The following is a 21,053-nucleotide window of genomic DNA, read 5'->3' as shown; positions in this document are numbered from 1 at the left end:
TCGATCGGACGGTCCCGACGAGCCGATCGCGATTCTACGAGCCGGAGGCGCCACCGGAGCGGTCACAGCCGCGCGAGAGCGGCGTTGAGCTCGAGCACGTCCACCGTCGGCTCGCCGAGGTACCCGAGCTCGCGGCCCGCGGTGTGCTCGTCGACCAGCGCGCGCACGGCGCTCACGTCGAGCCCGCGGGCGGCGGCGACGCGGGGCGCCTGCAGCTGCGCGTAGGCGGGGCTGATCGCGGGGTCGAGCCCCGAGGCGGAGGCGGTCAGCGCATCGGCCGGAACCGCGGCCGGGTCGACGCCCTCGAAGGCCGCGATCGCGGCCCGGCGCTCCTCGACGGACGCGACCAGGTCGGCGTTCTCGGGGCCGAGGTTGCTGCCGGTCGAGGCCGCGGCGTCGTAGCCCGCGGCGGAGGGACGCGACTGGAACCACTCCGGCAGGGGCGCTCCGTCGGCGTCCGTGAACGACTGGCCGATCAGCGACGAGCCGATCACCGCGCCGTCCTGGCGCAGCAGCGAGCCGTTCGCCTGGGCGGGCAGGGCGAGCTGCCCGATCCCGAGCACCGCGAGCGGGTACGCCGCTCCCAGCAGCACGGTGAGCACGATCATCGCGCGCAGCGCGACACCGTAGGGACGGAACATGGTCTCTTCTCTCTGTCTTCGGTGGTCGGGACGGGCGGGTCAGAAGCCGGGGATCGCGGCGACGATCAGGTCGACGAGCTTGATCCCGAGGAACGGAGCGATCACTCCGCCCAACCCGTAGACCAGGAGGTTGCGGCTGAGGATGCGCGAGGCGGCGACCGGGCGGTACGCCACTCCGCGCAGCGCGAGCGGGATCAGCACGACGATCACCAGCGCGTTGAACACGATCGCCGAGAGGATCGCCGAGGCCGGCGAGTGCAGCTGCATCACGTTCAGCACCGCGAGCCCGGGGAAGACCCCCGCGAACATCGCCGGGATGATCGCGAAGTACTTCGCCACGTCGTTCGCGATCGAGAACGTGGTGAGCGCGCCGCGGGTGATCAGCAGCTGCTTGCCGATCCGCACGATGTCGATGAGCTTGGTGGGGTCGGAGTCGAGGTCGACCATGTTGCCCGCCTCCTTCGCCGCCGAGGTGCCGGTGTTCATCGCCACGCCCACGTCGGCCTGCGCGAGGGCCGGGGCGTCGTTGGTGCCGTCGCCGGTCATCGCGACCAGCGCGCCGCCCTCCTGCTCGCGCCGGATCAGGGCGAGCTTGTCCTCGGGGGTCGCCTCGGCGAGGTAGTCGTCGACTCCCGCCTCCGCCGCGATCGCCTTCGCGGTCAGCGGGTTGTCGCCCGTGATCATCACGGTGCGGATGCCCATCGCGCGCAGCTCCGAGAAGCGCTCGGCGAGCCCGTCCTTCACCACGTCCTTCAGGTGCACGACGCCGAGCAGGCGGGCGCCGTGGGCGTCCTTCACCGCGACGACCAGGGGCGTGCCGCCGCTCTCCGAGACGCCGTCGACGAGCACCGTGAGGCGCGCCGCGACCGCGGAAGGCAGCGGCCCCTCCTCCTCCACCCAGGCGCGCACGGCCGAGCCGGCGCCCTTGCGGATGGAGGAGCCGTCGGGGAGGTCGAGCCCGCTCATCCGGGTCTGCGCGGTGAACGGCACCACGGCGGCCTGAGCGGGCTCGACGGCGGGACGGCCCGAGTCGCCCGCGAGGTCGACGATCGACTTCCCCTCGGGTGTCGGGTCGCTGAGCGAGGAGGAGGCGGCCGCGTCGACGAGGGCGGCCTGCGCCACTCCGTCGAGGGGGAGGAACGCCACCGCGCGGCGGTTGCCGTAGGTGATCGTCCCCGTCTTATCGAGCAGGAGCGTCGTGACGTCGCCCGCCGCCTCCACCGCCCGGCCGGACATCGCGAGCACGTTGCGCTGCACGAGCCGGTCCATGCCGGCGATGCCGATGGCCGAGAGGAGGGCGCCGATGGTGGTCGGGATGAGGCAGACGAGCAGGGCGACCAGCACCGGGACGCTCACGGAGGCTCCCGCGAACGAGGCGATCGGGTTCAGGGTCAGCACGACCACGACGAACACGATCGAGAGGCTCGCCAGGAGGATGTCGAGCGCGATCTCGTTCGGCGTCTTCTGCCGCGACGCGCCCTCGACCAGGCCGATCATCCGGTCGACGAAGGTCTCGCCCGGCCGCGAGGTGATGCGCACCACGATCCGGTCCGAGAGCACTCGCGTGCCGCCCGTCACCGCGCTGCGGTCGCCCCCGCTCTCGCGGACGACCGGCGCCGACTCGCCCGTGATCGCCGACTCGTCGATGGAGGCGATGCCCCAGACGATGTCGCCGTCGCCGGGGACGAGGTCGCCCGCCTCCGCCACGACCACGTCGCCCAGCTGCAGCTCGGCCGAGGAGACCTCGACCAGGCGGGCCGACAGGGCGGAGGGGTCCGCGGGGTCGTAGTCCGTCACGCGCCGGGCCGGAGTGCTGGTGCGGGTGGCGCGCAGGCTCTCGGCCTGCGCCTTGCCGCGGCCCTCGGCCACCGACTCCGCGAGGTTCGCGAACACCACGGTGAGCCAGAGCCAGATCGCGATGCCGGCCGTGAAGGTGCCGGGCACCGTCGATCCGCCCGACTCCTCCGGCCCGCCGAGGAACGGCTCGGCGATCGCCAGCACCGTGGTCAGCGCGGCGCCGACCTCGACGATGAACATCACGGGGTTGCGCCACATCAGGCGCGGATCGAGCTTGCGCAGCGCTCCGGGGAGGGCGGAGGCGAGCTGGCGCGGCCCGAGGGCGGCGAGGGTGGGGCGCGCGGCTTCCGCGGGGGCCTCGGTGAGTGCAGTGGTCATCGGAGTCGCAGTCCTTCCGCCAGGGGGCCCAGCGCGAGTACGGGGAAGTAGGTGAGCGCGGTCACGACGACCGTGACGCCCACGAGGAGGCCGACGAACTGCGGCCGGTGGGTGGGCAGCGTGCCGGCGCTGGAGGGCACCGGCGACTGCGCCGCGAGCGAGCCGGCCAGGGCGAGCACCAGCAGGATCGGGAGGAAGCGGCCGAGGAGCATCGCGACGCCGAGCGCCGTGTTGAGCCAGGGCGTGTTCGCCGTCAGCCCCGCGAACGCCGAGCCGTTGTTGTTGGACGCGGAGGTGAAGGCGTAGAGCACCTCCGAGAGCCCGTGCAGCCCGGGGTTCAGGATCGACGTGCTCTCCACGTCCTCCCGCACCGCCGGGATCGCGAAGCTCAGGGCCGTGCCGGCCAGCACGAGCGTCGGCGTCACGAGGATGTAGAGGCTCGCGAGCTTGATCTCGCGCGGGCCGAGCTTCTTGCCCAGGTACTCGGGCGTCCGGCCGACCAGCAGCCCGCCGACGAACACGGCCAGCACCGCGAGCACGAGCATCCCGTAGAGGCCCGAGCCGACGCCGCCGGGGGCGACCTCGCCGAGCATCATGTTGAGCATCGGCAGCATGCCGCCGAGCGCGGTGAAGGAGTCGTGCATCGCGTTGACGGCGCCGGTCGAGGTGAGCGTCGAGGCGGTCGCGTAGAGGGCGGAGCCGGCGATGCCGAAGCGCGTCTCCTTGCCCTCCATCGCGGCTCCGGCGGCCTGCGCCGCGGATCCGCCGCCCGCCGCCTCCAGCGCGGTGAGGGCCGCGAGCGACACGACGAAGATCGTCGCCATCGCCGCGAGGATCGCGCGGCCCTGCCGCACGTCGCCGACCATCCGGCCGAAGGTGCGCGGCAGCGAGAACGGGATCGCGAGGATCAGCACGATCTGCAGCAGCGACACCCACGCCGAGGGGTTCTCGAACGGATGCGCGGAGTTGGCGTTGAAGTAGCCGCCGCCGTTGGTGCCGAGCAGCTTGATCGCCTCCTGCGAGGCCACCGCGCCGCCCGGGATGCTCTGCTCGCCGCCGGTGAGCGTGGTCACCGTCAGCGGGCCGTTCAGGTTCTGGATCACGCCGCCCGCGATCATCACGACCGCCGCCACCACCGCGAGGGGCAGCAGGAGGCGCAGCGTGCCGCGCACGAGGTCGACCCAGAAGTTGCCGAGCGTTCCGGAGGAGCGGCGCGCGAATCCGCGGATCAGCGCCACCGCCACGGCCAGGCCCACGGCCGCCGAGACGAAGTTCTGCACGGCGAGGCCGCCGAGCTGCACCGCGAAGCCGAGGGTCGCCTCCGGGGAGTAGGACTGCCAGTTGGTGTTGGTGACGAACGAGACGGCGGTGTTGAACGCCAGCCCCTCCGGCACCGCGGGCAGGCCGAGGGAGCCGGGCAGGACCGCCTGGAGGCGCTGCATCCCGTAGAGCAGGAGCACGCCGACGAGCGAGAAGGCCAGCACGGCCCGGAGGTAGGCGCGCCAGCTCTGCTCGCCCGCGGAGTCGACGCCGATGAGGCGGTAGACGCCGCGCTCGAGGGCGAGGTCGCGCGTCGAGGTGTAGACGCGGAACATGTGGTCGCCGAGGGGGCGGTGGAGGAGGGCGACGGCCAGGCCGACGGTCGCGACCTGGAGGACGGCGAGGAGCGGATCCATCAGAAGCGCTCCGGTCGGATCAGGGCCGCGACGAGGTAGACGACGGCGGCGAGCGCCAGCACGGCCGCCAGGGCGTCGAAGACGATCACCGGCCCGCCTCCTTCTCGCGGGTCCCGCGGGTCGCCGAGGGGGGCGGTCCGCCCAGCCGCTCGACCCCCTTCGCGGCGAGAGCGATGAGCGAGAAGAGGGCGAGCACGCCGAGGAGGTAGGCGAGGTCGAGCACGGAGGACTCCATCCGGGGAGCGGACGACGCCCGGGACCGGACGCCTGCCGGGAAGCGGCACAGGAAGCGATGCAACACCTCGCGGGGGCCCCTCGGAGCGGTCCTCACGGTTCCCCTACGGCCCGGCCCGGAGTCCTCGCGTTTCCCTCACGCGGACGGCGGCGGGCGCCCGGCGGAGGGGCGCGAGCCGGGCGGGAGCCGAGCGGTGAGAGCGTTCTCCCCTAGCAACGGCGGGGGTCGACGTCCCGAAGATCACATTTCGGCATCGCCTGGACAAATTCGCCGCCCGCGCTTTACTCCCCCCGATCGAATGAATATGTTCTCTCCGTGGACAAAGCCCCTCGGGGCTCTCCCGCCCTCCCGGGCGACGACACGACGACGTGCGCCACACGTGCACGCCTCTTGTCGTCCTCTCCCTCGGACACTGCTTTCAGAGAGGAATGCACTCCATGAAGTTCTCCCGCGGCATCACCACGCTGGCCGCCGCCGGCATCATCTCCCTCGGCCTCGCGGCCTGTTCCGCGAGCCCCGCCAACTCCGGAGGCGCCGCTGCCGGCGCCGGCGCGGAAGGCGACTGCACCGTCGGCATCTCGATGCCCACGCGCAGCCTCGAGCGCTGGATCAACGACGGCGAAGGCCTCCAGTCGCAGCTCGAGGGCGACGGCTGCACCGTCGACCTCCAGTACGCCGACAACAAGACCGATCAGCAGATCTCGCAGATCCAGAACCAGATCGCCGGCGGCTCCAAGATCCTGGTCATCGCCGCGATCGACGGCGAGGCGCTCGCGCCCGTCCTCGCCGAGGCGAAGAAGCAGAACGCCACCGTCATCGCCTACGACCGTCTCATCAACGGCACCGCGGACGTCGACTACTACGCGACCTTCGACAACTACAAGGTCGGCCAGCTCCAGGGCCAGTACATCGAGTCGACCCTCGACCTGAAGAACGCCGCGGGTCCCTTCACCCTCGAGCCCTTCGCCGGCAGCCCCGACGACAACAACGCGAAGTTCTTCTTCTCCGGCGCGTGGGACGTCCTGCAGCCCTACATCGAGAGCGGCAAGCTCACCGTCCCCTCGGGCAAGTCGCCCGCGTCGGACGACGACTGGGCCTCGATCGGAATCCAGGGCTGGGCCTCCGACAAGGCGCAGTCCGAGATGGACAACCGCCTCTCGTCCTTCTACACCGGAGGCCAGAAGGTCGACGTCGTGCTCTCCCCCAACGACAGCCTGGCCATCGGCATCGAGGCCTCGCTGAAGTCGGCCGGCTACACCCCCGGCGCCGACTACCCGGTCATCACCGGCCAGGACGCCGACAAGGCCAACGTCAAGGCGATCCTCGCCGACGAGCAGTCCATGACGGTCTGGAAGGACACCCGCACCCTCGGCGACCGCGTCTTCCAGATGGTGCAGTCGATCGTCGCGGGCGAGGAGCCCGAGGTCAACGACACCGAGACCTACGACAACGGCGAGAAGGTCGTCCCGTCCTACCTGCTGGAGCCGCAGGTCGTCACGAAGGACGACGTGCAGTCGGTCCTCGTCGACTCCGGCTTCCTCAAGGCCGGCGACGTCGGACTCTGATCCGTCGGGCGGGGGCGGGGAGGAGTGATCCTCCCCGCCCCCGCCTCCCCGTCCGCACACCACTCCCCCCCAACGAAGTGAGGCCCTGTTGGCCAGTCCCATCCTCATCATGCGCGACATCGTCAAGGAGTTCGGCGGCGGCGTCCGCGCCCTCGACGGCGTCTCGCTCTCGGTCCAGCCCGGCGAGGTCCACGCCATCTGCGGCGAGAACGGCGCCGGCAAGTCGACCCTGATGAAAGTCCTCTCCGGCGTGTACCCGTACGGCAGCTTCGAGGGCACCATCGAGTTCGAGGGCGAGGAGGCGCAGTACCGGTCGATCAACGACAGCGAGGCCGACGGCATCGTGATCATCCACCAGGAGCTCGCCCTCAGCCCCTACCTCTCCATCGCCGAGAACATCTTCCTCGGCAACGAGAAGTCGACCCGCGGCGTCATCAACTGGAACGCGACCAACGCGGAGGCGGCCAAGCTGCTCGCCCGCGTCGGCCTCGCCGAGAGCCCCGCGACCAAGATCCTCGAGCTGGGCGTCGGCAAGCAGCAGCTCGTCGAGATCGCCAAGGCCCTCGCCAAGGAGGTGAAGCTCCTCATCCTCGACGAGCCCACCGCCGCCCTCAACGACGAGGACAGCGACCACCTGCTCGGCTTGATCGACCAGCTCCGCAAGCAGGGCATCACCTGCATCATCATCAGCCACAAGCTGAAGGAGATCCGCGCCATCGCGGACACCGTCACGATCATCCGCGACGGCCGCACCATCGAGAGCTTCCCGATGGCCGGCGAGGAGGCGTCCGAGAGCCGGATCATCCGCGCGATGGTCGGCCGCGACCTCAACAGCATGTTCCCGCCGCGCGACCCGCAGATCGGCGAGGAGAAGCTGCGCGTCGAGAACTGGACGGTCCACCACCCCGTCGACATCAACCGCGTGGTCGTCGACGACGCCTCCTTCACCGTCCGCGCCGGCGAGATCGTCGGCTTCGCGGGCCTGATGGGCGCCGGACGCACCGAGCTCGCGATGAGCATCTTCGGGAGGAGCTACGGCACCGGCATCTCCGGCCGCGTCTACAAGGACGGCGAGGAGATCCAGACCCGCACCGTCGACGAGGCCATCCGCAACGGCCTCGCCTACGCGACCGAGGACCGCAAGCGCTACGGGCTCAACCTCATCGGCGACATCACCGTCAACGTCTCGGCCGCCGCGCTCTCGCGCCTGGCCCGGCTCGGCGTGATCGACAAGCACCGCGAGTACAAGGTCGCCGACTCGTACCGATCGAAGATGAACATCAAGGCGCCGACCGTCTCGGCCGTCACGGGGAAGCTCTCCGGCGGCAACCAGCAGAAGGTCGTCCTCTCGAAGTGGATCTTCTCCGGTCCCGACGTGCTGATCCTCGACGAGCCCACCCGCGGCATCGACGTGGGAGCCAAGTACGAGATCTACGGGATCATCAACGAGCTCGCGGCCCAGGGCAAGGCGGTCGTCGTCATCTCGTCCGAGCTGCCCGAGCTGATCGGCCTCGCCGACCGCATCTACACCATCTCCGAGGGACGGATCACGGGCGAGATCGATCGCGCCGACGCCACCCAGGAGCACCTCATGCACTACATGACCGCCGGAAAGGAACAGGCCCGATGAGCGCCACGACCACCACAGCGCCGGCGGACACGCCCGCCAACACGCCCTCCACCCCGCCCAAGCGCTCGCGCCGGCTGAACATCAACCTCCGGCAGTACGGCATCCTCGCCGCGCTGGCCATCATCATCCTGCTCTTCCAGGTGCTGACCGGCGGGCGCCTGCTCCTGCCCGGCAACGTCAACAACCTGATCCAGCAGAACGCCTACGTGCTGATCCTCGCGATCGGCATGGTGATGGTCATCATCGCCGGCCACATCGACCTCTCGGTCGGCTCGGTCGTGGCGATGGTCGGCGCCATCTCGGCGATCGCGATGAACAACTGGGGCCTGCCCTGGTGGGCGGCCGTCGTCGTCGCCCTCGTCACCGGCGCCGCCGTCGGAGCATGGCAGGGCTTCTGGGTCGCCTTCGTCGGCATACCGGCATTCATCGTGACCCTCGCTGGCATGCTGATCTTCCGCGGCTTCACCCTCGTCCTCCTCACCGGCGGAACGATCAACGGCCTCCCCACCGAGTTCACCGCGATCGGCGCCGGCTGGCTCCCGGGCGTCCTCGGCGGCATCGCCGGGCGCGACGCGCTCACCCTGGTCCTCGGCCTGATCGTCTGCGTCGTCCTCGTGGCCCAGCAGCTCCGCAGCCGTGCGACCCTCCGCCGCCTCGAGCTGCCCCGCGAGCCCATCGGCTCGCTGGTGGCGAAGTCGGCCATCGCCGTCATCGCGATCATGGCCCTCTCCTGGCTGCTCGCCGGCTACAGCGGAACCCCGATCATCCTGATCGTGCTCGCCGTGCTGATCCTCGCCTACAGCTTCGTGCTCGGCCGGACGGTCTTCGGCCGCCACATCTACGCGATGGGCGGCAACCTGTTCGCCGCGATGATGTCCGGCGTCAAGACGAAGTGGGTCAACTTCTTCATCTTCGTCAACATGGGCGCACTGGCCGGAGTCGCGGGCATCGTCAGCACCGCCCGCGCCGGCGGTGCGGTCGCCTCGGCCGGACAGAACTACGAGCTGGACGCGATCGCCGCGGTCTTCATCGGCGGCGCCGCCGTCCAGGGAGGCGTGGGCACCGTCGTCGGAGCCGTCATCGGCGGACTCGTGATGGGCGTGCTCAACATGGGCCTGTCCATCCTCTCGGTCGACGCGGCCTGGCAGATGGCGATCAAGGGCTTCGTGCTCCTGCTCGCGGTGGCGTTCGACATCTTCAACAAGCGCCGCGCCGGCGGCCGCTAGGCGAACGCCGGGCGCCGCCCAGCGGCGCTCCTCGTCCTTCTCTTCTACAGTTCTCGGGCGCGGCTTCTCCTCGGGGGAGCCGCGCCCGAGTGCATCCGAGACCCGTCGGGGTCCAGCGACAGGCAGGCGATCATGGCAGGAGCAGTCGGAGCCTCCAGCAACGCGCTGTTGCGCCGCACGAACCTCGCGAGCCTCGCGACCCTGGTGCACCGCTCCGGTCCCACCAGCCGCGCCGAGCTCGGCCGCCTCACCGGGCTGAACCGCTCCGCCGTCGCGAACCTCGTCGGCGAGCTGAGCGAGCTCGGCTGGGTGGCGGAGGAGACCACCGCGCCCGACGGCCGCATCGGCCGCCCCAGCGCCACCGTCGTCCCCGGCGACCGGTTCGCGGCCGTGGGCGTCCACCTCGACACCGACGCGATCATCGTCGGCCTCGTCGGGCTGCACGGCGAGCTGCTCCGCCGCGTCCGCTTCGACACCCCCAAGCCCGCGAGCCCCGCCACGGTGGTCCGCGTCGTCACCGGAATCGTCGAGGGCTTCCGCTCCGAGCGGGAGTCGCTGCGCACGCTGGTCGGCGCGGGCGTCGCCGTCCCCGGCCTCGTCCAGGCCGACTCCGGCTTCGTCCACCGCGCCCCGCACCTGGGCTGGCGCGACGTCGACCTCGCCACCCAGCTCAGCCGCGCCCTCGATCTCCCGGTCGCCGTCGGCAACGACGCGACCCTCGGCGCCATCGGCGAGTCCCTCTTCGGAGCCGCGCACGGCGTGGCCGACGTCGTCTACGTCACCGGCGGCGCGGGCGGCATCGGCGGAGGAGTCATCATCGGCGGCGTCCCGCTCCAGGGCTCCTCGGGGTTCGCGGCCGAGCTGGGCCACACCCTCGTCGCCACGAACGGCCGCCTCTGCGGCTGCGGCCGGCGCGGCTGCCTGGAGGCCGAGGTCCGGATGCGCTCCCTCCTCGACGTCCTCGGCGCCCGCGTCCTCGACCAGGACGAGCTCGACATCGCCCTGGGCACCTCCCGCGACCCCGCCGTCCTCGGCGAGGTCGCCCGCCAGGTCGACCTGCTCTCGGAGGGCCTGTCCACCTACATCAACCTCTTCAACCCCACCGCGGTCGTGCTGGGCGGCTTCCTCGGCTCGCTGCTCACCGTCGACCGCGAGCGCCTCGCCGCCCGCGTCTCCGCCCGGGCCCTGAGCGACCTCGCGCGCGGCGTGCGGATCGAACGGGCCGCCCTGCGCTCGAGGCTGGAACTCGTCGGCGCCGCGGAGCTACCCTGGCGGCGGGCGCTGGCGGATCCCGCCGCCGTCACCGGGGGCGCGCAGCCGCCGGGTGGGAGCAGCAGCCGCGAGGACGCCCTGGGCGCCCGCGCCTGACCCCGGCACTCGAGTGCCGGCACCGCGTCGAGGAGGACGAGCATGGCCGACTGGAACGACACGATCATCGAGGAGTTCCGCGCGAACGGCGGGACCGTGACCACGGGCGGCTTCGGGAGGAGCCTCGTGCTGGTGCACCACCGCGGCGCCCGCTCCGGTGAGGAGCGCGTGACTCCGCTGATGGCGCTGCACCCCTCCGAGGACGTCTGGCTGCTCGCCGCGTCCGCCGCCGGTGCGCCCAAGCACCCCGCCTGGTTCCACAACCTGATCGCCCACCCGGACCTGGCGATCGAGACCCCCGACGACGGCACCGTCGACGTCCGGGCGCGCGTCCTCGCCGGGGAGGAGCGCGACGCCGGCTGGGCCCGCTTCACCACCGCCTCCGCCGGCTTCCTCGACTACGAGAAGCGCACCACCCGCATCATCCCGGTCGTGGAGCTCACCCGCCGCTGACCGCGAGCCGTCAGCGCAGCAGCACGGGCACCGTGTTCGGCGTGCTCCAGCTCAGCGCGATCCGCTCGCGGAAGCCGCCGCTGCGCAGCTCCGCCTCGAGCGCGTCGATCACCACGGGGAGCAGCGCGCGCCGCTCGATCAGCAGGTCGAGTACGAGCCGCTCGCCGGAGGTCAGCAGCACCGGGCCCGATCCGGGCAGCACCGCGATCCACTGGCACTCCCCCACCTGCACGCTCCGGTGCCGGCCGAGGCGTCGGAGCAGCTCGGGCAGCGCCTGCGTATCGAGGGCGGACACGTCGGCACGGAGGGCGATCACCCCGCGAGCGTGCCCGCGCCGGACGACCTCGCGCCGACCTCCCGGTGAACACCGCCCCTCCGCGGGACGCCGTCCGCGAGAACGACACGACAGGAGCCCGCCCCGGAGCGCACCGCACCCGGGAACGGGAGAAGCCCCCGACCGGACATCCGATCGGGGGCTTCTTCTCCGGTTCTCTCGAACCCGGTTCTCTCGAACTCCGGTTCTCGTGAACTCTGGTGCGCGAGGGGGGAGTTGAACCCCCACGCCCTTTCGGGCACACGGACCTGAACCGTGCGCGTCTGCCTATTCCGCCACTCGCGCTCACCAGCGGCACCGAAGCGCCGACGAGAAATCGTAGCATCCCCCGGCCCCGGAGCCGAACCGGCACCCGCCGCCCCGGGTCGGAGCTCCCCCGGGAGCCGCCACCGGGCCGTGCCGGTGAGAGCGCGCACACGGCACTCCGGCCGCGAAACCACCGCGGAGGATCGCGCATCCAGACCATCCCAGTAACATGCCCGTAGCCGTGCGCGGCGCAGACCAAGAAGAGGAAGCGGCGACGGGCGCGCAGACATCTCGATCCGTGCGCGACCGCCGAGAAGGCGAAGAACCGGAAGATCGGAAGACTGTGGGCATACTGGACAACTTCGAGAAGGGACTCGAGCGCGTCGTCAACGGCGCGTTCGCGCGGACCTTCAAGTCGGGTCTGCAGCCGGTCGAGCTCGCCTCCGCCCTCCGCCGGGAGCTCGACACCTCCGCCGCCGTGGTCAGCCGCGACCGCATCCTCGTCCCCAACAGCCTGGTCCTGCGGATGTCCGCGACCGACCTCGACCGGATGCAGCGCCTCGGCGCCACGCTGATCGACGAGCTCACCACGGTCGCCACCGAGCACGCCACCAAGCAGGGCTTCCGCTTCCCCGGCCCGATCGACATCTCCCTCGCCGTCGATCCGGCGCTCAGCGACGGCATGGTCGAGGTCGACTCCCGCAGCGTGAAGGGCACCGTCGCCTACACGCTCGTCCTCGACATCGACGGCCGGCGCCACCCGATCACGAAGGCGCGCACCGTCATCGGCCGCGGCAGCGACGCCGACATCACCGTCGACGACTCGGGCACGTCCCGCAAGCACGTCGAGATCCTCTGGGACGGCTCCCGCGCCCAGGTGCACGACCTCGGGTCCACGAACGGCTCCAAGCTCGACGGCCGGCCCGTCACGCAGGCGCCCCTGGCCCCCGAGCAGACCATCACGATCGGGCGCACCTCGATCGTCTACCGCGTCGTGCAGGGCTCCGCGCCCGCACGCACCGACCGCCCGTCGTCCGGCAGGGCAGCCGGACGCGGCTCCGAGGGATTCTGGGACGACCGGCTATGAGCGAGCTCACTCTCTTCCTCCTGCGCATCGCGTTCCTCGCGCTGCTGTGGTTCTTCGTGTTCGGCATCGTCTACGCGCTGCGCTCCGACCTGTTCGGGCAGCGCGTGCGCAAGCTGCCGCCCGGCGCGCAGGCCGCGTCCCCCGAGGCCCCGTTCGTGACGGCGGCCCAGCCCGTGGTCGCCGCGGCCGCCGCGGCTCCCACGCCCGCGCAGCCCGCCTCTCCGTCGGCCCCCTCGGCCCGGAGGAGCCGAGAGGCCGCCGCCGAGCGCGCCGAGCAGGGAGGCGCCGCCACGGTCCACACGGCGCAGCGCCTCGTGATCACCTCGGGCCCCAAGCGGGGCACCGAGCTCGAGCTGACCGGCGACCCGCTGACGATCGGCCGCTCCGCGGAGTCGACGCTGGTCATCCGCGACGACTACACCTCGACCCACCACGCGCGCCTGCTCCTCTGGAACGACGAGTGGATGATCCAGGACCTCGACTCCACCAACGGCACCTTCCTCGACGGCCGCCGCGTCGGCGCGCCCACCAAGGTGCCGCTGGACACGCCCGTGAAGGTCGGCACCACCACCTTCGAACTGCGGCGGTCGTAGCGCGTGGCCCCCACTCCGGAGAGCGGCTCCGGCCACGGCGCGGTGCGCGAGAGCGCCGCCGTCTCGCACGTCGGCAGGATCCGCTCGAACAACCAGGACTCCGGCTACGCGGGCCGGCAGCTCTTCGTCGTCGCCGACGGCATGGGCGGTCACGCGGGCGGCGACGTCGCCTCCTCCATCGCGATCAAGCGCATCGCGGAGGCGGACCGCGTCTACGCCTCCACCTACGAGGCCGAGGACGAGCTCAAGCGCACCCTGCTGGCGGCCAACACCCTGCTGGCCGACGCCGTGGTCGACCACCCCGAGCTCACCGGCATGGGCACCACCGTCAGCGCGATCGCCCGCGTCGGCGAGTCGGTGGCGATCGCGCACATCGGCGACTCCCGCATCTACGTCCTCCGCGACGGCCGGCTCGAGCAGGTCACGACCGACCACACCTTCGTGCAGCGCCTCGTCGACTCCGGCCGCATCACGGAGGAGGAGGCGATGACGCATCCGCGCCGCTCCGTCCTGATGCGGGTCCTCGGCGACGTGCACACCAACCCCGAGATCGACACGCTCACGCTCGAGACCGAGCCGCACGACCGCTGGCTGATCTGCTCCGACGGCCTCTCCGGCGTCGTCCCGCACGACGAGATCCTCAAGGAGCTCAGCCGCGACGAGACCGCGCAGCAGGTGGCCGACCGCCTGATCCGCGACAGCCTCTCGCACGGCGCCCCGGACAACGTCACCGTCGTCGTCCTCGACATCCCCGGGGCGGGCGACACCGCGCGCATCCTCGCCCCCGTGGAGGAGCCGGTGGTCGTCGGATCCGCCGCCGCGCCCACGCCCTTCAGCACCGACGACTCGCAGAACCGCGTCCGGATCCCCGGCCTCCGCCTGCACACCCGGGCTCCCGCCGCGCAGGGCCCCACCCACTTCGAGCCCGCGTCCGAGGACTACCTCGACGAGCTGATCGAGGAGGACCGCCGCCGGCACCTGCGCCGCCGCATCACCTGGCTCGTCGGCCTGTCCCTCGTGCTCATCATCGGATTCCTCGGGATCCTCTTCGCCTACGACTGGACGCAGTCGCGCTTCTACGTCGGCACCGACGGGGACACCGTGATCATCTACCAGGGCATCCAGCAGTCGGTCGGCCCGCTCTCGCTCTCGGAGGTGAAGGAGGACACGGGCATCCCGCTCGACTCCCTCCGCGCCTACGACGTCGAGCAGCTGGAGCAGACGATCAGCGCCGACTCCTACGCCGGCGCGGTCGACATCGTCGAGCGCCTCACGGACGCGAACGGAGCACCATGACGGACGCCGCCACGGCCACCGCCCGCCCCGCCCCCGAGCGGCAGGGCTTCTTCCGCCAGAAGCTGCGCAATCTCGAGCTCCTGCTCCTGATCGGCGCATGCCTCATCGATGCCGGCGCGATCGTGCTCGTGCAGCTCGGCGCCCTCGGCTCGATCGACACCACGCTGGTCTCGCTGGGCGCCGGCCTCTCGGCGCTCGTGCTCGCCGTGCACGTCGTGCTGCGCTTCGCGGCCCCGGCGGCCGACCCCTTCCTCCTCCCGATCGCCACCGTGCTGAACGGCCTGGGCGTCGCCGAGATCTACCGGATCGACATCGCCGACGGCGCGACCGGCTGGGAGTCGGTGGCGGTGCGGCAGATCTTCTGGAGCGCCCTGGCCGTCGTGGCGGCGATCGTGGTGCTGCTGGTCATCCGCAACCACCGCGTGCTGTTCCGCTACACCTACGTCGCCGGGTTCGCGGCGATCGTGCTGCTCCTGCTGCCGCTCCTGCCTTTCATCGGCCGCGAGGTCAGCGGCGCGCGCGTGTGGATCGGGATCGGCGACGTGGCGAGCTTCCAGCCCGGCGAGATCGCCAAGATCGCCCTCGCGGTCTTCTTCGCCGGCTACCTCGTGCGCAACCGCGACTCCCTCTCGATGGTGGGCCGCACCGTCCTCGGGATGCGCTTCCCGCGCCTGCGCGACCTCGGCCCGATCCTGGTGGTCTGGGCGGTCACGATGGGCGTCATCGTCTTCCAGCGCGACCTGGGGACGGCTCTGCTCTACTTCGGCCTGTTCCTGGTCATGCTCTACGTCGCGACCGGGCGCACCAGCTGGGTCCTCATCGGCGTCGGCCTGTTCCTCGGCGGCGCGCTGCTGGCGAGCCAGACGCTCGACTACGTGGGCAACCGCTTCGCCAACTGGCTCGAGCCCTTCAGCGCCGAGCGCTACGGGGCGGATCCGGGCGGCAGCTACCAGCTCGTGCAGGGCCTCTTCGGCCTCGCGCACGGCGGGCTGCTCGGCACGGGCCTCGGCCAGGGGATGCCGGATCTCACGCCGGTCCCGCAGTCCGACTACATCATCGCCAGCCTCGGCGAGGAGCTGGGCCTCGCCGGGCTCTTCGCGATCTTCGGCCTCTACCTCCTGCTGGTCTCGCGCGGGTTCCGCATCGGATTCGCCGGGCAGGACGACTTCGGGCGCCTCCTGGGAGTCGGCCTCTCGTTCGTGATCGCCCTGCAGTGCTTCATCGTCATCGGAGGCGTCACCCGCGTCATCCCGCTGACCGGCCTGACCACGCCGTTCCTCGCCGCCGGCGGCTCCTCCCTCGTGGCGAACTGGATGATCGTGGCGGTGCTGCTGCGCCTGTCCGACACAGTCCGCAGTCAGCCTCGTCTGGTGGTGTGATCCGTCGATGAACCGAGAACTCAAACGGGTGAGCCTCGTCGTGCTGACGATGTTCGTGGCCCTCTTCCTCTCCACCACCACCATCCAGGTGATCCAGGCCGACTCCCTCGACGAGGACGGCCGCAACACGCGGACCCTCTACGAGAGCTTCTCGACCGAGCGCGGTGCGATCCTCGCCGGCGGTCAGCCGATCGCCTCCTCGACGCCGTCGGACGACCTCTACAAGTTCCAGCGGCAGTACGCGAACGGCCCGCTCTACTCCGCCGTGACCGGCTACTTCACCCTGAACCAGGGCACCACCGGCATCGAGCGCACGCTCAACGACTACCTCTCGGGCACCTCGAACTCGCAGTTCTTCGACGAGATCAACAACCTCGTCACGGGCCAGGACCCGAAGGGCGCGTCGGTCGAGCTCTCGATCGACCCGGTCGCCCAGCAGGCCGCCTTCGACGCGCTCGGCGACTACACGGGGGCCGTCGTCGTGACGGAGCCGGCCACCGGCCGCATCCTCGCGATGGTCTCGAAGCCCACCTTCGACCCCACCGCGCTGGCCTCCCACGACACCGACGACGTCCTCGCCGCCTACCGGGCGCTGAACGACGACTCCTCCGAGCCCCTCGTGAACCGGGCCATCGGCGGCTCGCTCAACCCGCCCGGCTCCGTCTTCAAGCTCGTCGTGGCCTCGGCCGCCCTCGAGTCCGGCCGCTTCACCGCCGACTCGAGCTTCCCCAACGTCGAGTCGTACACGCTGCCCGGCTCCTCGTCGCAGGTGATCAACTCCGGAGGCGGTCTCTGCGGCTCCGGAGAGACGGTCACGCTGGCCACCGCCGTCTCGCTCTCCTGCAACGTCCCGATGGCCGAGATGGGCGTGCAGCTGGGAGCGGACGCGATCCGCTCGCAGGCCGAGAAGTTCGGGTTCGACACCGAGCTCGAGATCCCGATGTCGGTCGAGGCGAGCACCTACCCGACGAAGACGGACGACGCCCAGACGGCCCTCACCGCCTTCGGGCAGTACGAGGTGCGCGCGACGCCGCTGCAGATCGCCATGGTCTCCGCGGCGATCGCGAACGGCGGCGAGGTGATGCAGCCGAACCTGGTCGACTCGATCCGCTCGCAGGACCTCAGCGTGCTGCAGCAGTTCCAGGAGAAGTCGCTCGGCCGGGCGGTGAGCACGCAGACCGCGGACGCCGTCAAGGCGATGATGGTCGCCAGCGTCCAGGGCGGCGCGGCGACGAATGCAACAATAGGGGGCGTCACTGTGGCCGGTAAGACCGGCACCGCCGAGAACGGCGGGGACGACCCGTACACCCTCTGGTTCACCGGCTTCGCGCCTGCGGACGACCCGCAGTACGCCATCACCGTGCTCGTGGAGAACGGTGGAGGGCTCGGCCAGACCGGGTACGGCAACCTGATCGCCGCACCCATCGGACAACAGGTACTAGAGGCGGTGCTGAACAAATGAGACCCACGACAGGCCTCACCTTCGGGGGACGCTACGAGCTGCAGTCCCGGATCGCCATCGGCGGCATGGGAGAGGTGTGGCAGGCGACCGATCTGGTCATCGGCCGCACCATCGCGATCAAGATCCTGAAGGACGAGTACCTCGGCGACCCCGGCTTCCTCGAGCGCTTCCGCGCCGAGGCCCGCCACGCGGCGCTGGTCAACCACGAGGGCATCGCCAACGTCTACGACTACGGCGAGGAGGACGGCTCGGCCTACCTGGTCATGGAGCTCGTCCCCGGCGAGGCGCTCTCGACCGTCCTCGAGCGCGAGCGCGTCCTGTCGACCGACAAGGTCCTCGACATCGTCGCGCAGACCGCGCTCGCCCTGCACGCCGCGCACGCCGCGGGCCTCGTGCACCGCGATGTGAAGCCGGGCAACCTGCTCATCACGCCGGACGGCCGCGTCAAGATCACCGACTTCGGCATCGCGCGCATCGCCGACCAGGTCCCGCTGACGGCGACCGGGCAGGTCATGGGCACGGTCCAGTACCTGTCCCCGGAGCAGGCGAGCGGTCAGCCCGCCTCCCCCGCCACCGACATCTACTCGCTGGGCATCGTCGCGTACGAGTGCCTGGCCGGGCGCCGCCCCTTCACGGGCGAGTCGCAGGTCGCCATCGCAATGGCGCAGATCAACGACACCCCGCCGGAGCTGCCGGTCACGGTCGCGGAGCCGGTGCGCAATCTCGTCTACTCCTGCATCGCCAAGAAGCCGGCCGACCGCCCCGCCACCGCCGCGCACCTCGCGCGGGCGGCCCAGGCGCTGCGCTCGGGCGACGTGCGCGGAGCGGCGCTGGCCGTCCCCGCGGTCCTCAGCGACCTGCCCGCGACGCAGGCGACCACGGTCCTCCCCTCCAACCAGGGCGCGACGCAGGCGACCACGGTGCTCCCCTCCGGCGCGCCCGCGGCCGAGGCCGCCGCTCCGTTCGTGCCGATCGAGGAGCCGCTCGAGGCCTCCGAGGAGCCGCGCAGGCGCAGCCCCTGGACCTGGCCGCTGATCGCCCTCATCGTGATCCTCGCCGTCGTCATCGCGGGCACGATCTTCGCCCTGACGACCGGCGGGAGCAGCGACCCGGCCGCCTCCCCCACCGCGACGACCAGCACTGCCCCGTCGCCGACGCCGTCCGAGACTCCGAGTCCCACGCCGACGCCGACCTCGAACACGGTCGTCATCGACAAGGCCGACTACGTCGGGCGCTCCTTCGACGACGTCGAGACCGAGCTCGAGGCCCTGGGCATGGGCGTCCGCCGCGCGGACGGCCCGAGCGCCCCCACCGCCGAGCAGGTCGGACTCGTCGAGGACGTGAACCCCACCGCGAACGTGGTGAAGGGCACGACCATCGAGGTCTCCGTCTTCACCGAGGTCGCGACCCCGGACGCACCGACCGCCGTGCCGACCGTCACCCCCGCCGCCTCCAGCGTCGAGGCGGGCGCGACGTTCAACGTCACCTGGAGCAACTACAACCAGTGCCCGAGCGGAACCTCCGTGAGCGGTTACCGGGTGACCGCGACCGGCGAGGGCGCGAGCGTGACGAGCACCAACCCGTCGAACTCGACGACCGCGACGATCCAGGCCGGCACCACGGCGGGCACGATCGACGTCACGTACACCGTGCTCTGCGGCGAGTCGGAGTCGGCGGCCTCGCCCACCCTCTCCGTCACCGTCGAGGAACCGGCTCCGACCCCGGCGCCGACCCCCACCTCGAAGGCCACCTCGACGCCCACCCCCTCCGAGTAGCGGCGGCGCGCCGGGCCGGGGCACCGCTCCGGCCCGGCGCCTCGCGGCCGTCGCGTCGCGCCCCCGCCCGGAACACCAGGGGCCCATAGGTACACTTGCCGTGGCTCCTCGGGGCCGCACCACACGGAAGTACAGGGCGGGAGCGTGCGCGTGACGGATGAGGGTCGCCTGATCGCGGGACGGTACCAGGTCGGGCCCCGGCTCGGCCGCGGCGGGATGTCCGAGGTGTACCTCGGCACCGACACCCGGCTCGGCCGCACCGTCGCCATCAAGGAGCTGAAGCTCTCCCTCTCCTCCGACTCCGCCTTCCGCCTGCGGTTCCGCCAGGAGGCGCAGTCCGCGTCGCGCATGTCGCACCCCACGATCGTCCGGGTCTTCGATGCGGGCGAGGAGGTCTCGCTCGACGACAACGGCGCCGAGTCGCGCCGGCCCTTCATCGTCATGGAGCACATCGAGGGCCGCCTCCTCAAGGACCTGATCGCCGAGGGCCCCCTCGACGTGGACGAGGCCGTCCGCATCACGGAGGGCATCCTCACCGCCCTCGAGTACTCGCACCGCGCAGGCGTCGTCCACCGCGACATCAAGCCCGGCAACATCATGCTGACCCCGTCGGGCCAGGTGAAGGTGATGGACTTCGGGATCGCCCGCGCCGTCTCCGACTCCGCCGCCACGGTCGCTCAGACCACGGCGATCCTCGGCACCGCGGCCTACTTCTCCCCCGAGCAGGCGAAGGGCGAGCAGGTCGACGCCCGCAGCGACCTCTACTCCGCCGGCATCGTGCTCTTCGAGCTCCTCACCGGCCGTGCGCCCTTCCGCGGCGACACCCCGGTGGCCGTCGCCTACCAGCACGTCAGCGAGACGCCGCCGGCGCCGAGCTCCATCAACCCGGCCGTCACTCCAGCACTCGACGCGGTCGTCGCCCGAGCACTCTCGAAGGACCGCTACGAGCGCTTCCAGGGAGCTGCGGAGTTCCGTGACGACCTGCGCGACGCCGCCGCCGGACGCCTCCCCGACCACCGCCCGATCGACGAGCTGACCACCTCGCTCTTCGCGGCCCGCAGCCAGGGCGGAGTCAACGACTCCGAGCTCGCCCTCCGCCAGTTGGCCGAGGACAACTCGATCGTCCGCACCCAGCGCCGCCCGCCGGTCCTCTGGATCTGGTCCTCGATCGTCGTGCTGGCCGTGATCGTCGCCGCACTCGTGATCTGGGTGCTGACGCTCCAGCCCGCGTCGACGCTGCCGTCGCAGTCGCGCGAGGTCCCCACCCTCACCGAGACCACCTACGACAGCGCGCAGTCGACCCTGACCGAGCTCGACCTCGTGCCGAGCCAGGTCGCGGAGTACAGCTCGACCGTCCCCGAGGGCGAGGTGATCCGCACGGATCCTGGCTCGGGCACGATCGTCGCGCCCGAGACGGTCATCCGCATCGTCGTGTCCCAGGGCCCCCAGCCCGTCGCCGTGCCGGACACCGTCGGTCAGAGCCTCGCCGAGGCCATCGACGCGCTCACCGCCGTCGGCTTCGTCGAGGGCTCCCAGACCCGCGAGAACTCGCCGACCGTCCCGGGCGACGTCGTGCTCTCCGCCTCCCCCGGAGCGGGACAGCAGGTCGCCCCGGGCACGCCGGTCGACCTCACGGTCTCCTCCGGCCAGGTCACGCTCCCCGACCTCGTCGGGACGTCCCTCAGCAGCGCACTGGCCACCCTCGCCTCCGAGAAGCTGCAGCTCGTGGGGGTCGAGGTCCCGGACGAGACCTGCGACGCGACCCGGGCGAACCCGCCCATCACGACCCAGTCCCTGGCTCCGGGCGACGTCCCGCAGGGATCGACCGTCCAGCTCGGATACTGCGCGGGCTGACCCGGCCTGCAGCCCGCTGCGGCTGCGGCGTCGGCCGACGGTGCCCAGTGGAGGCCGG

18 protein-coding genes and 1 tRNA gene are annotated in these 21,053 nt (G+C 71.5%); 12 read left to right on the top strand and 7 right to left on the bottom strand.

Annotated elements, in window-relative coordinates; all coding sequences use genetic code 11:
• Window positions 1-62 precede the first annotated feature (62 nt).
• From kdpC to C5C35_RS16885, 5 genes are read right to left on the bottom strand one after another with little or no spacing between them, the layout of a single operon-like run.
• Complete coding sequence (kdpC, locus tag C5C35_RS03705; RefSeq protein WP_104222649.1) at window positions 63-641, bottom strand: K(+)-transporting ATPase subunit C; 579 nt, start codon at window positions 639-641, stop codon at window positions 63-65.
• Between the two features lie 39 nt (window positions 642-680).
• Window positions 681-2,816 (bottom strand): potassium-transporting ATPase subunit KdpB, encoded by a 2,136-nt coding sequence (gene kdpB, locus C5C35_RS03700; RefSeq protein WP_104262585.1) that lies wholly within the window; start codon window positions 2,814-2,816, stop codon window positions 681-683.
• Complete coding sequence (kdpA, locus tag C5C35_RS03695; protein WP_104222651.1) at window positions 2,813-4,492, bottom strand: potassium-transporting ATPase subunit KdpA; 1,680 nt, start codon at window positions 4,490-4,492, stop codon at window positions 2,813-2,815. The genes kdpB and kdpA overlap by 4 nt, the downstream gene beginning before the upstream one ends.
• A complete protein-coding gene (kdpF, locus tag C5C35_RS03690) occupies window positions 4,492-4,581 on the bottom strand; it encodes a K(+)-transporting ATPase subunit F (protein WP_068209492.1) in 90 nt (29 codons plus the stop codon). The genes kdpA and kdpF overlap by 1 nt, the downstream gene beginning before the upstream one ends.
• Window positions 4,578-4,727, bottom strand: a complete 150-nt coding sequence (locus C5C35_RS16885) for a hypothetical protein (RefSeq protein ID WP_167299012.1) — start codon at window positions 4,725-4,727, stop codon at window positions 4,578-4,580. Before C5C35_RS16885 ends, kdpF begins: the two co-directional genes overlap by 4 nt.
• Window positions 4,728-5,164: 437 nt before the next feature.
• Between C5C35_RS16885 and chvE the strand changes: the two genes are divergently transcribed.
• The 5 genes from chvE to C5C35_RS03665 all read left to right on the top strand — a co-directional run bounded on the left by chvE (window position 5,165) and on the right by C5C35_RS03665 (window position 10,969).
• On the top strand, window positions 5,165-6,292 hold the full coding sequence (chvE, locus tag C5C35_RS03685) for a multiple monosaccharide ABC transporter substrate-binding protein (protein ID WP_374952918.1): 1,128 nt from the start codon (window positions 5,165-5,167) through the stop codon (window positions 6,290-6,292).
• A 109-nt stretch (window positions 6,293-6,401) separates the two neighbouring features.
• Window positions 6,402-7,922 (top strand): multiple monosaccharide ABC transporter ATP-binding protein, encoded by a 1,521-nt coding sequence (gene mmsA, locus C5C35_RS03680; protein WP_104222653.1) that lies wholly within the window; start codon window positions 6,402-6,404, stop codon window positions 7,920-7,922.
• A complete protein-coding gene (gene mmsB, locus C5C35_RS03675; RefSeq protein WP_104222654.1) occupies window positions 7,919-9,148 on the top strand; it encodes a multiple monosaccharide ABC transporter permease in 1,230 nt (409 codons plus the stop codon). Before mmsA ends, mmsB begins: the two co-directional genes overlap by 4 nt.
• A gap of 132 nt (window positions 9,149-9,280) precedes the next feature.
• Window positions 9,281-10,516, top strand: a complete 1,236-nt coding sequence (locus tag C5C35_RS03670) for an ROK family transcriptional regulator (RefSeq protein WP_104222655.1) — start codon at window positions 9,281-9,283, stop codon at window positions 10,514-10,516.
• A gap of 42 nt (window positions 10,517-10,558) precedes the next feature.
• A complete protein-coding gene (locus C5C35_RS03665) occupies window positions 10,559-10,969 on the top strand; it encodes a nitroreductase/quinone reductase family protein (RefSeq protein WP_104247544.1) in 411 nt (136 codons plus the stop codon).
• 10 nt (window positions 10,970-10,979) lie between these two features.
• Here C5C35_RS03665 and C5C35_RS03660 read toward each other — a convergent pair whose 3' ends face one another.
• Together C5C35_RS03660 and C5C35_RS03655 are read right to left on the bottom strand one after the other, a co-directional pair.
• Entirely contained in the window at window positions 10,980-11,285 is a 306-nt protein-coding gene (locus C5C35_RS03660; RefSeq protein WP_104262584.1) for a hypothetical protein, read from the bottom strand.
• Window positions 11,286-11,501: 216 nt separating this feature from the next.
• Window positions 11,502-11,588 (bottom strand) — tRNA-Leu (locus C5C35_RS03655).
• Between the two features lie 304 nt (window positions 11,589-11,892).
• On the opposite strand from C5C35_RS03655, the gene C5C35_RS03650 reads away from it, so the two are divergent.
• The 7 genes from C5C35_RS03650 to pknB all read left to right on the top strand — a co-directional run bounded on the left by C5C35_RS03650 (window position 11,893) and on the right by pknB (window position 20,995).
• A complete protein-coding gene (locus C5C35_RS03650; protein WP_104262583.1) occupies window positions 11,893-12,636 on the top strand; it encodes a DUF3662 and FHA domain-containing protein in 744 nt (247 codons plus the stop codon).
• On the top strand, window positions 12,633-13,229 hold the full coding sequence (locus tag C5C35_RS03645; protein ID WP_104222659.1) for an FHA domain-containing protein: 597 nt from the start codon (window positions 12,633-12,635) through the stop codon (window positions 13,227-13,229). Before C5C35_RS03650 ends, C5C35_RS03645 begins: the two co-directional genes overlap by 4 nt.
• Window positions 13,230-13,232: 3 nt before the next feature.
• Window positions 13,233-14,525 (top strand): Stp1/IreP family PP2C-type Ser/Thr phosphatase, encoded by a 1,293-nt coding sequence (locus tag C5C35_RS03640; RefSeq protein ID WP_244229533.1) that lies wholly within the window; start codon window positions 13,233-13,235, stop codon window positions 14,523-14,525.
• Entirely contained in the window at window positions 14,522-15,904 is a 1,383-nt protein-coding gene (locus C5C35_RS03635; RefSeq protein ID WP_104225777.1) for an FtsW/RodA/SpoVE family cell cycle protein, read from the top strand. Before C5C35_RS03640 ends, C5C35_RS03635 begins: the two co-directional genes overlap by 4 nt.
• A 7-nt stretch (window positions 15,905-15,911) precedes the next feature.
• Entirely contained in the window at window positions 15,912-17,366 is a 1,455-nt protein-coding gene (locus C5C35_RS03630) for a penicillin-binding protein 2 (RefSeq protein WP_104232999.1), read from the top strand.
• Window positions 17,363-19,141 (top strand): protein kinase, encoded by a 1,779-nt coding sequence (locus tag C5C35_RS03625; RefSeq protein ID WP_104262582.1) that lies wholly within the window; start codon window positions 17,363-17,365, stop codon window positions 19,139-19,141. Before C5C35_RS03630 ends, C5C35_RS03625 begins: the two co-directional genes overlap by 4 nt.
• Before the next feature lie 150 nt (window positions 19,142-19,291).
• On the top strand, window positions 19,292-20,995 hold the full coding sequence (pknB, locus tag C5C35_RS03620; protein ID WP_104222663.1) for a Stk1 family PASTA domain-containing Ser/Thr kinase: 1,704 nt from the start codon (window positions 19,292-19,294) through the stop codon (window positions 20,993-20,995).
• Window positions 20,996-21,053: the final 58 nt, after the last annotated feature.

Origin of the sequence: Rathayibacter sp. AY1F8 (genome assembly GCF_002932165.1) — a bacterium.
Lineage (GTDB): Bacteria > Actinomycetota > Actinomycetes > Actinomycetales > Microbacteriaceae > Rathayibacter.
The sequence above is the reverse complement of the archived record's forward strand: the minus strand, read 5'-3'. Positions and strand labels throughout refer to the sequence as shown.

Excerpts from the sequence above, each read along its gene's own strand:
- C5C35_RS16885 (WP_167299012.1), bottom strand. The coding sequence starts at position 4,727 with ATGGAGTCCTCCGTGCTCGACCTCGCCTACCTCCTCGGCGTGCTCGCC.
- C5C35_RS03665 (WP_104247544.1), top strand. The coding sequence starts at position 10,559 with ATGGCCGACTGGAACGACACGATCATCGAGGAGTTCCGCGCGAACGGC.
- mmsA (WP_104222653.1), top strand. The coding sequence starts at position 6,402 with ATGCGCGACATCGTCAAGGAGTTCGGCGGCGGCGTCCGCGCCCTCGAC.
- C5C35_RS03630 (WP_104232999.1), top strand. The coding sequence starts at position 15,912 with ATGAACCGAGAACTCAAACGGGTGAGCCTCGTCGTGCTGACGATGTTC.
- chvE (WP_374952918.1), top strand. The coding sequence starts at position 5,165 with ATGAAGTTCTCCCGCGGCATCACCACGCTGGCCGCCGCCGGCATCATC.
- C5C35_RS03625 (WP_104262582.1), top strand. The coding sequence starts at position 17,363 with ATGAGACCCACGACAGGCCTCACCTTCGGGGGACGCTACGAGCTGCAG.
- kdpB (WP_104262585.1), bottom strand. The coding sequence starts at position 2,816 with ATGACCACTGCACTCACCGAGGCCCCCGCGGAAGCCGCGCGCCCCACC.
- kdpA (WP_104222651.1), bottom strand. The coding sequence starts at position 4,492 with ATGGATCCGCTCCTCGCCGTCCTCCAGGTCGCGACCGTCGGCCTGGCC.
- kdpC (WP_104222649.1), bottom strand. The coding sequence starts at position 641 with ATGTTCCGTCCCTACGGTGTCGCGCTGCGCGCGATGATCGTGCTCACC.
- C5C35_RS03670 (WP_104222655.1), top strand. The coding sequence starts at position 9,281 with ATGGCAGGAGCAGTCGGAGCCTCCAGCAACGCGCTGTTGCGCCGCACG.
- C5C35_RS03635 (WP_104225777.1), top strand. The coding sequence starts at position 14,522 with ATGACGGACGCCGCCACGGCCACCGCCCGCCCCGCCCCCGAGCGGCAG.
- mmsB (WP_104222654.1), top strand. The coding sequence starts at position 7,919 with ATGAGCGCCACGACCACCACAGCGCCGGCGGACACGCCCGCCAACACG.
- C5C35_RS03645 (WP_104222659.1), top strand. The coding sequence starts at position 12,633 with ATGAGCGAGCTCACTCTCTTCCTCCTGCGCATCGCGTTCCTCGCGCTG.